The organism is uncultured Porticoccus sp., assembly GCF_913061305.1.
Classification (GTDB): domain Bacteria; phylum Pseudomonadota; class Gammaproteobacteria; order Pseudomonadales; family Porticoccaceae; genus Porticoccus.
Window position 1 is genome coordinate 25,518 of sequence record NZ_CAJXST010000005.1, and the last position, 14,779, is coordinate 40,296.

Consider the following 14,779-nt stretch of genomic DNA (forward strand, 5'->3'; position numbering starts at 1 on the left):
GCTCGATTCTGGTGTTTTACAGAGGATTCATGCAGGGCGGAAGCAGAAGAATCCCGGGCGGTTGGCGATCAGTTGTTTATACAGGCTTCCCCGGAGGCTATAATCCGGCTCTTTTTTGCGGAGGATGGCCCGGCGGGGCTGCAGTATGGCAGACGATAATAAACCGCTCAATTTTATTCAGCAGTTGATCTCCCGGGAGCTGGCCGATGGCTCGGTGACCAGCGTGGTGACCCGTTTCCCACCAGAACCCAACGGTTATCTGCACCTTGGGCACGCCAAGTCCATCTGCCTCAACTTTGGTTTGGCCGAGCAGTTCGGTGGCGCGTGTAACCTGCGTTTTGACGATACCAATCCGGAAAAGGAAGAGGACGAGTACGTCAAGGCGATTATCGAAGACGTGCGCTGGCTCGGTTTCCAGTGGGCTGGCGAGGTGCGCTACGCCTCCGATTATTTCGAGCAGTTGTACCTGTGGGCCCAGTACCTGATTCGGGAGGGCAAGGCCTTTGTCTGCGAGCTGAATGGCGAGCAGATGCGCGAATACCGTGGCACCCTTACCGAGCCGGGCAAAAACAGCCCCTGGCGGGATCGTTCCGTTGAAGACAATCTGGTGCTGCTGGAACAGATGAAGGCCGGTGCCATTGACGAGGGCCACATGACCCTGCGGGCCAAAATTGACATGGCGTCGCCCAATATCAACCTGCGCGACCCGGTGTTGTACCGGATCAAGAAAAGGTCCCATCACCGCACTGGCGACACCTGGAACATCTATCCCTCCTACGATTTCGCCCACGGCCAGGAAGATGCGATCGAGGGGGTGACCCACTCCATCTGCACACTGGAATTCGCTGCCAACCGACCGCTGTACGAGTGGTTTATCGACAACCTGCCAGTGCCGTCAAAGCCGCGCCAGTTCGAGTTCGGCCGGCTCAATCTTAATTACAGCATTACCAGCAAACGCAAGCTCAAACAGCTGGTGGACGAGGGCCATGTCAGCGGCTGGAATGATCCGCGCATGCCGACACTCTCCGGTCTGCGCCGTCGCGGCGTAACCCCCCGGGCAATTCGCAATTTCTGTGACAGTCTGGCGGTGGCCAAAACCGACGGCGTGGTGGACATGGCCCAGTTCGAGCACTTTATCCGCGACGATCTCAACGATAACGCTCCGCGAGCCATGTGCGTTCTGCGTCCTCTGAAAGTGACCCTCACCAATGTGCCCGAGGGCGAGGTGGACATGCGTACTGTGGCCGGTCACCCCAATCGCGATGACCTCGGCGAGCGCCAATTGCCCTTTACCCGGGAAATCTATATCGACCGCGAGGACTTCAACGAAGACAGCAGTCTGTCCCGCAAGAAATTCAAGCGGTTGGTGCCCGGCGAGTGGGTGCGGCTGCGCGGTGCCTGTGTCATTCAGGCCAACGAAGTGGTGAAGGATGACCGTGGCGAGATCGTCGAGATTCTGGCAGAAATGATTCCCGGCACTCACGGCGAAGACCCGCCCGAGGGCATTCGTCCCCGCGGTGTGGTTCACTGGGTATCCGCGACGGAGTGCGTGGACTGTGAAGTGCGGCTCTATGACCGGCTGTTCAGCGATCCGGCGCCGGACGCGGGCGATCGCAACTTCCTCGACTTCATCAACCCGGCATCGCTGACGGTATTGTCCGGTTGCAAGGGCGAAATCGGTCTTGCAGAGGCCGTTGCAGGGGATAACTACCAGTTCGAGCGGGAAGGTTATTTCTGTCTCGACAGCCACTACAGCAGCGCTGACAAGCTTGTGTTCAACCGCACCATTGGCCTGAAATCTGCGTGGGCTGTCATGTCGCTAGAACCACTGCAAGTTGAAGCTAGAGGAAGTTGAATTCACCGCGGGCCGGGCAAATGGTCCCAATTAATGAAAGAACTGAATACCATGGCACTGACTCTATACAACACCCTGACTCGGCAGAAAGAAGTCTTCAAACCCATCGAGGCGGGCAAGATTCGCATGTACGTCTGCGGTATCACCGTTTACGACTACTGCCACATCGGTCACGCCCGGGTACTGGTGGCGTTTGACGTGATCACCCGCTACCTGAGAACCCGGGGCTGGGACGTCACCTACGTGCGCAATATTACCGACATCGACGACAAGATTCTCAACCGTGCCAACGACAACGGCGAACCCTATACGGCGCTCACCGACCGCATGATCGACGCCATGCACGGGGACGAGGATGCCCTCGGCGTGCTGCGGCCCGACCTGGAACCCCGCGCCACTGCCTACATGGACGATATCCTCGCCATGGTGCAGATTCTGGTGGACAACCATTACGCCTACGCCGCCGACAATGGCGATGTCTACTACCGGGTCAGCCGGTTTGCCGACTACGGCAAACTCAGTGGTCGCAACCCCGAAGACCTGCTGGCCGGTGCCCGCGTCGAGGTGGACGAAGCCAAGGAAGACCCCCGTGATTTTGCCCTCTGGAAAAGCGCCAAACCCGGCGAAGTGAGCTGGCAGTCTCCCTGGGGACCCGGTCGTCCCGGCTGGCATATCGAGTGCTCTGCCATGTCCACCTGTTGTCTGGGTGACACCTTCGACATCCACGGTGGTGGGCCGGATCTGCCGTTTCCCCACCACGAAAACGAAATTGCCCAGAGCGAAGCCGCCACCGGTAAAAAATACGTGCATTACTGGATGCACGCCGGTGCGGTGCGAGTGGACAACGAGAAAATGTCCAAGTCACTGAACAACTTCTTCACCATCCGCGAAGTGCTGAAAAAATACCATCCGGAAGTGGTGCGCTACTTCCTGCTGTCCAGCCACTACCGCAGCCCCATCAACTATTCCGAAGAGAATCTGATTGAGGCCAAGGGTGGCCTCGACCGTTTCTACACCGCGTTGCTTCCCTTTACCGGGGTAGCTCCGGCGCAACTCGCTACGCTGGAAGCCAGCGACTACTACTGTCGTTTTGTCGAATCCATGGATGACGACTTCAACACCCGCGATGCACTGGCCGCCATGTATGACCTGGTGCGGGACATGAACACCTGTGCCAAAACCGACCCGGCGCAGGCGGCGAAATTGGCTGCCGAGTTAAAAGCGCTGGGCGGTGTGTTCGGTATCTTCACGGTGGAACCCAAAACCTTCCTGCAGGGGATCGCCAGCGATGGCCCGGACGCCGAACAAATCGAAACACTGATTGCCGAGCGCGTCGCTGCCAAGAAAAATCGCGACTTTGCCCGCGCCGACCAGATTCGCGATGACCTGGCGGCGCAGGGTGTCGTTCTCGAAGACTCCAGAGAAGGCACCACATGGAGAAGGGAGTAAATATCCTAAAGGGGTTCAGTTAAAAGCTAACTTTCCCGCAAGAGGGTAAGATAGGCTGATGAACTACGTAGAACCCCTTTTTCGTCCCCCCAGCGAGGCCCGCTCGCTGATTCTGCAGGTCACCAACGGCTGTTCCTGGAATCGCTGCACCTTCTGCGAGATGTACACCGCCCCGCAGAAAAAATTCAGCGTCAAACCCCAGTCGGAGATTGAACAGGAACTGCAACAGGTGGCCAGCAGCGGCTACCCCGTGCGCCGGGTATTTCTGGCCGACGGCGACGCCATGACTTTGTCCTTTCGCCGCCTCAGGGAGCTTCTGCTGGCTATCCGCCAACATTTTCCGGATGTGCAGCGCATTTCCTCGTACTGTCTGCCCCGCAACCTGAAAAACAAATCCGTGGATGAACTGGCGGAGCTGCAACAGCTCGGCCTCAGCCTGATGTACGTGGGCTGTGAATCTGGCGACGATTTGGTATTGGAAAAAATTGATAAGGGCGAAACCTACGCCTCGTCACTGGACGCGCTACACAAGATCAAACAAGCGGATATGAAAAGCTCGGTGATGATCCTCAACGGCCTCGGCGGCCAGCAATATTCCGAGCAGCACGCCATCAACTCCGCGAAATTAATGAACCAGGCCCAACCGGAATTTCTCTCCACCCTGGTGGTGAGCTTCCCAATGGGTGAAGCGCGTTTTCAAGAGGGGTTTGGTGGCGAATTCCAACCGCTGACCCAGCGGCAACTGTTTGGGGAAATGGAAATTCTGCTGGATACCCTGGAACTGGAGCGCACCGTATTCCGCAGCGACCACGCCTCCAACTACCTGGTCCTGAAAGGCACCCTCAACCGCGATAAAGCGCAGTTGTTGCAGCAGGTGCGCACCGCTATCCAGCGGCCCGGCGTGATTCCGCTGAGAGAGGAGTGGCAGAGAGGGTTGTAATTGCGAACCGGCATAAACGAAGCAATGGATTCAGGAAAAGCATATTTCGCCATGCCAGCCTCATTCATGGATTCTGTCGCACCTCCCATCCAGAGTGGCAGCAGAATTAAAGAGGGCTTGTCCACTTTAATAAAATATTTATTCCAATGTGAAAAATAACAGCTTGTTATTCAAAAAGTTAAAGGGGTTTGTTTTGAGTGCTACGAATTATAAGGAATACACTCTAATAATTATTATGTTGGCAAAGCCATCATTAACGTACTGTTAGAATCAAATAAGGAACAGAAATGGCATTCGATAAAGATACAAATACGATCACCTTAGGTGGGAATTCTGATTTCCTCGTAGATTCTGGCGTTTTCTTCATCCATATACTTCGAAAAACAGCTTTGGGTGGGGATGCTTCGGCTGGGCAATTAGAAGATTGGCAAGTAATAGAAAAATGGCTTGATTGTCGAGGTGGCAATATCACGCCCGTAGAGGAAGAGAAAATCGGTAAGGGATGGAAAGCTTATTTGGCAATAGGTCTTGCACCGTCATTCAAACTTCAAGAGGCATTCGATTTCTATGAAAAGCAGTACAAAGAATCCGGTTACTCATTTAAGGAGGTCAAACCACCGACGGAAGTTATGGATGTTTTCGATCGGTTATTAGCAACAGATAATGAAATCACGACTAAAAAGAATCATGACTGGGCTGAAGAAAAAAAGAAATTTGAGGCTGTTTTAAATAAACTTCCAAAAAAGAATTTTACATTTAAGCAACGGATTTCATCACTTTCAAAAAATTCAAGAATATTTATTGCTGCTTCTCTTGCTTGGTTTGTCTGGGTGGTTTTCAGAACCGCCGATGATTGGGAAATATTAGGAATCTATCTCAATGATTGGGATGAAGATATGTTTTTTGCAAATGTAATACTGCCAATTTTGACTGTGTGGTTAGCATTCAAAACATACAAATGGGTGGCAGGCGCAAGCAAATGATTCTAACAATCACATCCAGCCGACCCACAAATGCGCCGCTTCGCTCTGCTTTTGCGGTCGGCTGATGTAAAGCGTTATACGCAATAAGTTTATGAGAAATCTCAATGTTTGGTCTCCAAGAATTATTTGATAAGCAGACAGAAGAGCAGTTTCGCCCAAACAAGCTAGGCGTTCGCATTCTAGAAAATGGGCTTGAAGGTATCGGTATTTTTATTACTGATTCGCAGAGAACGGATTTAGAAGATCAATTCTCTAAAATCGATTCGGGTACTTTAAACTTTGATTTTAGCGACGAACAACTTCATGAAGCTGGGTTCTCGTCTGAAGACGAACTTGAACCAAAGCTGAGGGAGGTCGTTGCAGGTCTTTCGAGTAAGGTTGAAAAATTTTCAAGTAATATAGATGAGACTATGCAAGGTCTGGTAGATAGCGTTACCGACAGTATGGCTGAGTCAATTCTACAGACACTTGAAGATCGTATGGATGACATGCTAGATGACCAAGATGCGATTTATCATGTATTTGCCAATAACGTCGAATCAATTTGGGGCGAGCCCTTAGGTTTGATGCAAGGTCTGATTGTTATCGCTGACGAATCAGCGCAGGGATATGCTACGAGAACTGATGAGTACTTAAAGAATGACCTTATCAAAGATCTTTTGGTAAGAATCCATGCAAAATCTGTTCAAGTAGCGAAAGAGATATTGACGTTGTTAAGAAATGGATTTCCAGATGGAGCGCAGGCACGATGGAGAACGCTTCATGAGCTTTCAGTAATCAGCGTATTTATTTCCGAGCATGGAGAAGAAGTTGCTGAGCGTTACATCAGCCATGAAGCAATAGACACATACAAAGCAGCAGTCCAATATAATGACTACTACACTCGTTTAGGTGCTGAGCCAATTTCCCTAGAAGAAATGGAGCGTATGCGGAAAGATTACCTAAAACTACTTGAACTGTATGGGCAAAGCTATAGGCATGACTATGGGTGGGCGGCAGATGCACTATCCTTAAAAAAACCAACTTTTCGAGACATAGAATCTTCCATTGCTCTTGATCACCATCGCCCCTATTACAAAGCTGCAAGTGCAAATGTTCATGGCAATCCGACAGGCGTTCTGCAAAGTCTCGGCCTATTTCCCGAGGAAGATATTGTTCTTTCCGGTCCCAGCGACATTGGTCTGACAAGGCCTGCCCAATCAGCAGTTATCTCTTTGAATATTATTACTACAACAATGCTTACCCATGGAGCAAATATTGATTCTATTGTGGTTAGCAAAGCGATTGCCAAATATGGTCGTAAAGTAGAGGATGCATTTATTGCTGTTGAAATGGAAATATCACCTGCAGCTAGCGTATAACAAGTTGCAGCACGTGGACCATGTAGTTCCCCCGTTTTGATGGATACCTTCTGATAACTCAGGAGGTGGCGGTATGCCAAAATACTTTTTGACGCGATGGAAGAGTCATACAAAGCTCTGGTCATTGAATATTGATTGCTGGTTGATTTTTTCTCGTAGTCATCGCGTTGCCTGGTTTCTGGTGCGTCGCGGCCGACACCTCTGTCATACAAGATTCATCGGGTTGTCACGATAGACCTCTAGCATCAGTCCTGATGTTAATGATCAGTCTTGGAGGCATACGTGAAAAATACCCATAAATTGGTGCTCGCTGCAGCACTGGCCTGGTCCAGCGTGCCAGCAATGGCGGAACAATGTATTGAAGGCGGCACTGTCGATTCCCCGACGCTGACCTGTACCGCGGTAGACAGTGGCAATATTGACGACGACCGAAACAATCTGTCGGTGACCGTCGAAAGCGATGCGCAGATTGTCCGTACGGAAGGACGCCCGGTGCAATTGGGCGGGTCGGATCAGTCGGTCGACAATCAGGGCCTGATCGAAAGCGGCGACGATGACGCGATCCGGGGCACGGGTTTGAACCTGACGGTTGACAATTCCGGCACTATCCGTGGCGGGGACCGGGGTATCCGCCTTCAGGACGATGCTGACAATTTCACCCTGATCAACCGGGAAAGTGGTGAAATCTTCGCGCGCAATCAGGCCGTGCGATTGGACAATGGCGATGAACTGGAAAACGCTAACATCACCAATTACGGCCTGATCGAAAGCACCGAGGGCCGCGCCATCCAGAGCCGCGGACCGGGTGGCACTGTGATTAACCACGGCACGCTGAGGGGCGGCGAGGAAGTGGTCGAAGCGCGAGAGAACTTCACCATTGAGAACCGTGGCACCATTGCCATCCGCGGGCTGGAGTGGGATGCGACGAATCGCAGCTGGTCTATAGACGGCTCGATTGCGACCGACGACGAGGACGGTGTGCAGTTCGCCAGCGGAACGGCGGATAACCACGGCGTGATTCTCGGTACCGATGACGGGATCGACGTCGACGAGGGGCGGGTGCACAACCATGCCACCGGCGTGATTGTCTCCACCGGATCTGCGAGTGACTCAATGGATGGCGGCAGCGGCATCGACGTGGATACATTATTTGAGCCTACGCAGGGCGATGTCCGCCCCGCAGGCCCACTGACCATCATCAACGAAGGCTATATCGAAGGCGTCCGCGCCATCGGCACGGATGAGGCCAGCACCTCCGAGATCACCATCGAGAACAGCGGCACCCTGCGTGGCCGATCCGGCACCGCCATCCAGCTTGCCCCCGAACAGGGCGATAGCAGTCTGCTGGTGTCGGGCGACAGCAAGATCTTCGGCGATGTGATCTTTGGTGCGGGCGACGATCTGCTAACTGTAGAGGGGCTGACCTCGGGCCTGCTGATTAACGGCATCTTCGACGGCGGCGCAGGCAACAACAGCGTTTTTTTGAACGACTACCTGCTGTCCGACATCCTCTCATTCAAGATCACGGACGATCTGATCAGTCTCTCCCTTGCAATCCTGAACAACGAGGTGCTCTCAGGGCAATTCATAAACTTTGCCACATGGACCTTTTCTTCTGATGGCCCTTTCTCCACCGAAGAACTCGCAAGCCGGTTTGCGACTCCAGTGCCAACACCCGCGATACTGCCCCTTTTCCTCCTTGGGCTTGCCGGGATCTGGGCCAGTCGAGCTCGTCTTTTGAAGTAGCCGCCGACGCAGGGGGTTCTACCCTCGCGCAATACCCCGGGTCCTGGTTAAACTTCAAAACATGGTTTTCTCAACCTGTTGAGTACAGTTTAACAAAGGGCCCGGCATCCATTTTGATTGGCGTAGAGCTCATGCCATCGTACCGATTTATCGGCGCGCTACGCCGATAAACCACTCACTGCGACCCACCTTGCCAGCTTCACAATATAGAAGTGCATTTAAATGTACGCAGGTAATTCCCACGTCAAGAGTTCACTCAGGTAAAGATATCCGCCCGCTTTCTGTGTTTCGGGCGGGTGTCTCCATATTTGTAAAGCAGATCAATGAAACCGGCCGTCCTATGGCGTTAACACGAGAGGGCGTGGAGTTGCTGTGCTGGTGGACGTCCGGGAATATGAGAGGATGTAAGGGCGGCTCGAGATGCTGGAGGAGCTTTATAAAGCCGAAGAGCAGGTTGCCAATGGGGAAGGTATTTCTAATGAAGGTGCAAAATCACGAGTTTTGAGCAGGCTGCTGACCGACTTCCCTGAAAAGTGGACGCGTTGCATTAGAAATTAGAATAAAAAAGCCCCGCGATGCGGGGCGGACTTCAAGATGAAGCAAGCTGTACTGCCCAGGGGTATTCCCTGGGCGAAACCCGAGTGGTTCCTGTTCAGCGTGCGGCGAAGCGGGCTCTCAGGCTCAGGGCCGCCAGGCCAATGCCCAGCAGCAGCAAGGTGCCGGGTGCGGGCACAGTGCCGCCGGGAGTTTGCTCAATAAGGAAGGCATAGTTGATGTATCCGTCACCCTGACCGTTGTCTCTGACCCAGGCACTGGTGTCACCCTCAATGTCGTAGATGCCGTTGTTGTTGGAATCTACCCGGTAGCTTTCGCCGAACAGGTCGACCCCGATATAGATTTGATCAAGCCAGACCATGTTGTTGATGGCCAGGGGATCGGCACTCACGGTTGAAATCGCGTAATTGCTGAAACTGCCGCCAAACAGCAGTGCGGCAACTTCCTGGCCAGTGTAGGTTGGCGTTGTGAAGTCACTCCAGCTCGGGCCATCGGCATTGTAAGTATCCCAACTGCCGACATAAATGGGTGCTGCGAACAGGGAGCTGCTGAATACCAGTGCACATATGGCTGCGCACTTCCCCAGGAATTTGTTTGTAATCATGTTGTTCTCCAAATTTTACTGCCAGTTAGGTGGTCTTCGCTGTAGTGTCCAAACACTGCCAGACGTTGCCCAAGTCTTGTGGCTTATATTAGGCATAAAGTGTGCCATGTTTGTTATTTGATTTAATTACAATGGCTTAGTGGATATTCAGGGGTGTTGGTGGTGACTGACTGTAAATTATTTTGACAGTAAGCCGGGGAAGCACGTGATGCCAATTTTTAGAAGGTGAAAGAATTGGTAATAACTGAGAATAAATTAAAGGGGGAGGTGGGAATTCAAATGGAAAGGGGCATAACAATTATTTATTAACCACTTTTCGTTAGCTGTTTTCATCACTTAACATAATTCAGGTATGTTTAAACTATTATGACTACTTTTGGCTGCTTGCTTTGGCTACTTGCGCTGATCAAGCAGTTTGACTGCCAAGTGGCAAACGCTCATAAGGTTGGTCATCAACAGGTTATTTCCTGCCTGTAACGCGACTGTGATAATAAGGTGGTTTTTGGGGGGCGCATGCTCAATTTTCTGCGAATTTTTAGTTGGTTGCTGTTCACATTTGGTGTCGTTGGATTTCTGGCAGTTGCCCTGGGATTTAAACCGGACATTGGCTCGGTAGCTTCGGCGCTCGGAATTCTTGGAATTCAGGTGATGTTTTCGGCGATGATTCTGTACGGATTCAGGCTGCACCGGCAAGGCAGAATTGGCCGTAGTAACCTTGTTTACGGTAGCTGGGTTGTTATCGTCGCCCTTGTGATTATCGGTCAGGTCTGGATTAATATCAGTGACATCAACTTTTAATAAAACGTAGCCCTGAAGTTGATGGGGTTCGGTTTAACGAGGTGCTGGGAATGATTTAATCCTGTTTCCCGGCCGTGTTTTTTACCCTTCGATGTACAAAATCCGGATGTGCTTGAATTGCAACTATCGGGTGGGGAATGGAGAATTTTAACCTGATATGTCAAAAGGAGAAGGCATTATGAAATCAGCTTTTACAGGCTTTATCTTGTTATTTACCTTGAGCTTTTCTGTTCATTCGGTCGCAGCTGACGGCATAAAGGAAGTGCTGGATCTGACCGAAAAGTATATCAAGTTGTGCCAGACAGATGACATCAAGCATGTCATGCCCAGTTTGGTTGCGGATGGCTTAAATAAATCTTCTCGGGGTAGCACACCCACAAAAACCATCGACGATTGGGAGTTCGAAGTAGAAATTCCCGGTCAAGGATTCAAAATGTGGCTGTCTCATCAACAGTCGGCCGGGATAGATCCCCCCTTTATTTGTAATATCAGCGCTTCATTGAAAAGCGGTGATACACGAGATTTCAGCTTTATGAAATCTGATTTTTTACCGCTTATGATTAAGATTTTTGGTGCCCCGACCCGTACCGAAACGCACCCAAAAAGGTCTGAAATCTACCATGCACAATGGTGCCAAACACCCAAAGGCGGCATGGAGCTCAGGGCAGTGAATCCCCAGGTCAAAAGATGGGCTAATGCCGGACAGGGTGCTGATGTTGTTAATGTATTCAGGATTGGCATGAGTTTGTGGCAGGGTAAAGATAAATATTGCCGATAACTTCCAACGCTGCTTTAAACGGGGAGTTTTCATTCAAAGCGGTATTTGACTTCCAGCCTTCGGCTTCGTTGTAAAGCTGGTAAAAGGATCATGGCGTTGAGGTCGTCAGATTCCTTTACATTACTGGGATTCCAGTATCAAAGGATTTTCATTAACCGATTGATTTATAGCTATATTTTTATTTTGGCCTGGATTTTGCTTATGCCTTAAACTTGAATGTAAAAAGTGACGATTGATTTATCGTCAAACAATGAATATATCGAAAAGAAGGGGTACTAAATAATGCGTGGTCAATACAAAAAAATTCTGTTCGGATTGGGCTTGGGAATGGCCATGTCGGTTAGCGCCTTCAGTGTTCATGCGAGTCCCATTACCAGCGGGCTGTTCACTCCCGATGCCGTTGAAGACTACGAAGGCACCCCTGGCAATCGAACAATTTTAACCACGTTGTTTGGCGGAGACGTGAGTGTTGTTGATGGGTCAGTAAATCATCGGTCGGTTGATGCGGGTAATTGGACTGACTTCAGGTCTTCAAGTGCGATTGTCCCGAATTCCGGTTCACGCTTTGGTGTAGGGTATGGGTTCGGTAGCTATACCCTGGATTTTTCTGGACTGGGCGGCATTTTCGGATTCAGCGGCTGGTTCAGTGCTGCTGGTGCCGGTTCGGAGTTTATCGAGTTTTTTGGTCTTGCCGCGGAATCGCTGGATATCGTTTCCAGGGCTACCGGCTTTGGCCCGGGTGACGGCACTATGGAGTTTGTGAGCGTGCTGTCTACGGTTGCGATTGGGTCAATCACCATTTCCGGGTCAGAGATTGCATCGGACGATCTGGCCTATACAGCATCCCGGACTACCGGTCAGATTCCAGTCCCCGGTACTCTGTTGCTGGTTGGTCTGGGCCTGGCTGGCCTGGGTCTGCAACGCCGGAGACGTGCTCTGGCCTGATTGCCAGTAGCCCCATTGATAACAGGATAAAGTCAAATGGGGCAGGACTCGGTTGCTGTTCGGATTTAATGAACCAGTGACTGGAGTGACAGACTTATCTGACTAAAAATATTTGTGGCCCAGGCTTCTCTGATTCATGGAGGCCTGGCCCACATTTTTATATGTGATATCTTTTTAATAGGTTCAGCTTACATGGCATTTACCACCTGTTTTATTGTGGTAAAGCAATTCGTTTCATGTGGTTTGAGTTCCTTTCTTTATCGGCTTCACTGATTTCCTTGACGATATTTTGTGTGTGGATTGGTCATTGGCCGCTCCATAGATTCCTGTGTCGTTCTTTCGAAAACTGGCGGTGCCAGAAAGCAGAATTTTCCGTAAGCTGTTCGCAGTGAGCGTCTGCATGAAAAATCGTGTTTCTCAGACGTTCCAATTCTGTCGTTCCTGAACCGTTCAAGACGTTAGCTGCAGTTAGTTAGGTATGGTGCGTTATATGTTTAAGCGATTGCGCAACTGGCTCGAAAGTCGGCGCGTTAAAAAGATGGGTTTTACCGCCGCGCAATGGGAGGCCGCTATTGCCGACTGGCCGGTGATGCATCGTTATCAGGGGTCCGAGCGCGATGCCTTGCGCGATATGACCTTTCGCTTGCTCGCGCGTAAAACGTTCGTTCCCGGCGGTGAGTTCCAGTTCACTGATGCCATGTGCCTGAAACTCGCGACAATGGCCTGTGTGCCCGTTCTACATCTCGGCCTGGACTGGTATGACCGCTGGCAGACGGTGATTCTCTACGAAGATGATTTTGTGCCGAACCGCCCCCATCGCACTGAGGATGGCGTGGTTCACGACAGAGGCCCCGGCCTGAGCGGCGAAGCCTGGTATCGTGGTCCGGTGATTTTATCGTGGCAGTCGATCTGTGACAGCGGTGCGGATACGCGTCATGGCAAGGCCGCTAACGTGGTGATCCACGAGTTGGCCCACAAACTCGATATGCTGCGCGACGGCGCGAATGGTGCGCCGCCGATGCATCCCGACATGCGCCCCGGCGAGTGGCACGATATTTTTACGGCGGCGTGGGATCGATTGCAAAATGACCGGCAACACCACCGATCACTGCCCCTTGATGACTATGCGCTGACCAGTCCGGCGGAATTCTTTGCGGTGTGCAGTGAAGCATTTTTCGAGACGCCGGAAACCATGAAGGCAGCGATGCCCGAGGTCTATCGGCTGTTGTGCCAGTTTTATCGCCAGCAACCGGTGCCGCTGGCGATCTCTGGTATGTAGCTCATGTAACCCCTTCCGATCCTTTCGGCTTCCGGCCAAAATTGCTCCTCTGCGCCCCCATCTTTCCGCTGTGCCGGGCATTGGGTATCAAGCTTGAGCTTGATGATGTAGATGATGCCATGGTAACTAATAAGAATTGATTTGCTGGACGTACAGTATCGGCAAACCTAAGGGGTCATAAGGGGTCAACCTGAATCAGGCAAATTCGCACCGCACAGTCGTGTGCAGCAGGGGCCCTCCAGGCCGCACAGGAATTTCATGCGGCGGTGGCACAGCCCAATAATATGGGCTTGGTGATTTTCTTCTGCTCCAGCGAATACTACCTCGACGTGGTGGCTGCATAAATAAGCCGTTTGTTTGCCGGCGTTCAAGTTGTAGGCTCTATTACAGCAGTTTGAAAGCAAAGCTCCGTACGCAAAACCAGTTAACAGCTTCGTTTTATGCTGATCAGCATGCGTTACGGGCTGGTGTGATTGGGCCGTTATCCCTGTCGCATCAGGCTCAACCAGACGATGCCACTCAGCACTACAGCGCCGCCCAGCAACTGAACCGGCGCCAGTGCCTGGCCCAGAATCAGAAAACCCAGCAGCAGGGAAGCGACCGGTTCCAGATTCATTACCGGGGCGTTGCGGGCCATGTTCAGGCGCGGCACCAGCACAAACAATATAGTGGAGGCAGTACCATACAGGGCCGCCAGGCTAGCCAGCCCGACCCAGCCGGCCTGACTTTGGGGCAAATTCAACCCACCAGGCACGATGCCCAGCACGCCACCGACGGCCATTAACACCAGCACCGTCATCATGGTGTACACACTGCGTACCGCACCGGGCAGCTGGGATAGCCGGTTCTCGGTCATCCAGATGGCAACAGCAAAGAACAATGCAGCCGATTCAGCCAGTATCACGCCCGGCAGCCAATCCGGCCCCATTGCGGCGGGGTCTGCCAGCCACGTGCCCAGATCCAGCACCATGACCAGACCGATCAGAATGATCGTCATGATCAGGGCCAGTCTTCGCGTGGGTTTCCGTCCGCCCAACAGCCAGGTCAACAAGGTATACAGAATGGGCCAGGTATTCACCAGCAAGAGGGCCACGGCCACCGGAATGCGTGCTACCGCCGAATAGAGACACAGGCTTTGCCCGGCAATCATGATACCCAGCAAGCACTGCCAGTGCCGTTTACCTGTGGGAATGCTGAGCCTGTGTTTTTGCGCAAGCACCAGCGTCAGCATCATCAGAAAGGCAATGCTGCCGCGCGTCAGAATAGCCAGCAACACGCCGGTACCGTCGTCAAAGGCCACCCGGGCTGCGACATGATTGGCGGCAAACAGGAAGGACCCGGCAACCAAAATGGTAATGGCCAGCGGTCGGGCAAGATGTTGGGAGGCGTTTGGCATGGTTTGACGATCACTCAATGTTCAAGTCGGCCAGCCTATCAACTTAACCCCAGGATCGGAATCGATCTGACAGCGTTAATTCTTTACTAG

At 51.9% G+C, this 14,779-nt stretch carries 13 protein-coding genes; 11 read left to right on the forward strand and 2 right to left on the reverse strand.

Going from position 1 to position 14,779, the window contains the following annotated elements; translation table 11 throughout:
- Positions 1–145: 145 nt before the first annotated feature.
- The 7 genes from QZ516_RS07035 to QZ516_RS07065 all read left to right on the forward strand — a co-directional run bounded on the left by QZ516_RS07035 (position 146) and on the right by QZ516_RS07065 (position 8,892).
- Positions 146–1,855 carry a glutamine--tRNA ligase/YqeY domain fusion protein gene (locus tag QZ516_RS07035; protein WP_297187933.1) on the forward strand — a complete coding sequence of 570 codons (1,710 nt, stop codon included), beginning with the start codon at positions 146–148 and terminating at the stop codon, positions 1,853–1,855.
- 33 nt (positions 1,856–1,888) lie between these two features.
- Positions 1,889–3,304 carry a cysteine--tRNA ligase gene (gene cysS / locus QZ516_RS07040; protein ID WP_365333192.1) on the forward strand — a complete coding sequence of 472 codons (1,416 nt, stop codon included), beginning with the start codon at positions 1,889–1,891 and terminating at the stop codon, positions 3,302–3,304.
- 58 nt (positions 3,305–3,362) lie between these two features.
- Complete coding sequence (locus QZ516_RS07045; RefSeq protein WP_297187935.1) at positions 3,363–4,244, forward strand: radical SAM protein; 882 nt, start codon at positions 3,363–3,365, stop codon at positions 4,242–4,244.
- A 287-nt stretch (positions 4,245–4,531) separates the two neighbouring features.
- The gene (locus tag QZ516_RS07050; protein ID WP_297187937.1) at positions 4,532–5,227 is read left to right on the forward strand and encodes a hypothetical protein; all 696 of its coding nucleotides are present in this window, start codon (positions 4,532–4,534) and stop codon (positions 5,225–5,227) included.
- A gap of 104 nt (positions 5,228–5,331) precedes the next feature.
- Positions 5,332–6,588: a DUF5677 domain-containing protein gene (locus QZ516_RS07055; protein WP_297187939.1), complete on the forward strand. Its 1,257-nt coding sequence runs from the start codon at positions 5,332–5,334 to the stop codon at positions 6,586–6,588.
- A gap of 282 nt (positions 6,589–6,870) precedes the next feature.
- The gene (locus QZ516_RS07060; protein ID WP_297187941.1) at positions 6,871–8,334 is read left to right on the forward strand and encodes a hypothetical protein; all 1,464 of its coding nucleotides are present in this window, start codon (positions 6,871–6,873) and stop codon (positions 8,332–8,334) included.
- A gap of 420 nt (positions 8,335–8,754) precedes the next feature.
- Positions 8,755–8,892, forward strand: coding sequence for a hypothetical protein (locus QZ516_RS07065; RefSeq protein ID WP_297187943.1), 138 nt, complete (start codon positions 8,755–8,757; stop codon positions 8,890–8,892).
- Positions 8,893–8,986: 94 nt separating this feature from the next.
- Here the strand turns inward: QZ516_RS07065 and QZ516_RS07070 are convergent, their stop codons facing one another.
- Entirely contained in the window at positions 8,987–9,493 is a 507-nt protein-coding gene (locus QZ516_RS07070; protein ID WP_297187945.1) for a PEP-CTERM sorting domain-containing protein, read from the reverse strand.
- 513 nt (positions 9,494–10,006) lie between these two features.
- Here QZ516_RS07070 and QZ516_RS07075 point away from each other — a divergent pair.
- From QZ516_RS07075 to QZ516_RS07090, 4 genes are all read left to right on the forward strand, one after another.
- Positions 10,007–10,291, forward strand: a complete 285-nt coding sequence (locus QZ516_RS07075; RefSeq protein WP_297187947.1) for a hypothetical protein — start codon at positions 10,007–10,009, stop codon at positions 10,289–10,291.
- Positions 10,292–10,469: 178 nt separating this feature from the next.
- Complete coding sequence (locus QZ516_RS07080) at positions 10,470–11,069, forward strand: hypothetical protein (RefSeq protein WP_297187949.1); 600 nt, start codon at positions 10,470–10,472, stop codon at positions 11,067–11,069.
- A gap of 282 nt (positions 11,070–11,351) precedes the next feature.
- The gene (locus tag QZ516_RS07085; protein ID WP_297187951.1) at positions 11,352–12,014 is read left to right on the forward strand and encodes a PEP-CTERM sorting domain-containing protein; all 663 of its coding nucleotides are present in this window, start codon (positions 11,352–11,354) and stop codon (positions 12,012–12,014) included.
- Between the two features lie 490 nt (positions 12,015–12,504).
- Positions 12,505–13,293, forward strand: a complete 789-nt coding sequence (locus QZ516_RS07090) for a M90 family metallopeptidase (RefSeq protein WP_297187953.1) — start codon at positions 12,505–12,507, stop codon at positions 13,291–13,293.
- Between the two features lie 481 nt (positions 13,294–13,774).
- Here QZ516_RS07090 and QZ516_RS07095 read toward each other — a convergent pair whose 3' ends face one another.
- Entirely contained in the window at positions 13,775–14,689 is a 915-nt protein-coding gene (locus QZ516_RS07095) for a DMT family transporter (RefSeq protein ID WP_297187955.1), read from the reverse strand.
- Between the last annotated feature and the right edge of the window lie 90 nt (positions 14,690–14,779).

Excerpts from the sequence above, each read along its gene's own strand:
- QZ516_RS07065 (WP_297187943.1), top strand. The coding sequence starts at position 8,755 with ATGCTGGAGGAGCTTTATAAAGCCGAAGAGCAGGTTGCCAATGGGGAA.
- QZ516_RS07035 (WP_297187933.1), top strand. The coding sequence starts at position 146 with ATGGCAGACGATAATAAACCGCTCAATTTTATTCAGCAGTTGATCTCC.
- QZ516_RS07090 (WP_297187953.1), top strand. The coding sequence starts at position 12,505 with ATGTTTAAGCGATTGCGCAACTGGCTCGAAAGTCGGCGCGTTAAAAAG.
- QZ516_RS07075 (WP_297187947.1), top strand. The coding sequence starts at position 10,007 with ATGCTCAATTTTCTGCGAATTTTTAGTTGGTTGCTGTTCACATTTGGT.
- QZ516_RS07095 (WP_297187955.1), bottom strand. The coding sequence starts at position 14,689 with ATGCCAAACGCCTCCCAACATCTTGCCCGACCGCTGGCCATTACCATT.
- QZ516_RS07055 (WP_297187939.1), top strand. The coding sequence starts at position 5,332 with ATGTTTGGTCTCCAAGAATTATTTGATAAGCAGACAGAAGAGCAGTTT.
- QZ516_RS07080 (WP_297187949.1), top strand. The coding sequence starts at position 10,470 with ATGAAATCAGCTTTTACAGGCTTTATCTTGTTATTTACCTTGAGCTTT.
- QZ516_RS07045 (WP_297187935.1), top strand. The coding sequence starts at position 3,363 with ATGAACTACGTAGAACCCCTTTTTCGTCCCCCCAGCGAGGCCCGCTCG.
- QZ516_RS07085 (WP_297187951.1), top strand. The coding sequence starts at position 11,352 with ATGCGTGGTCAATACAAAAAAATTCTGTTCGGATTGGGCTTGGGAATG.
- QZ516_RS07050 (WP_297187937.1), top strand. The coding sequence starts at position 4,532 with ATGGCATTCGATAAAGATACAAATACGATCACCTTAGGTGGGAATTCT.
- cysS (WP_365333192.1), top strand. The coding sequence starts at position 1,889 with ATGAAAGAACTGAATACCATGGCACTGACTCTATACAACACCCTGACT.
- QZ516_RS07070 (WP_297187945.1), bottom strand. The coding sequence starts at position 9,493 with ATGATTACAAACAAATTCCTGGGGAAGTGCGCAGCCATATGTGCACTG.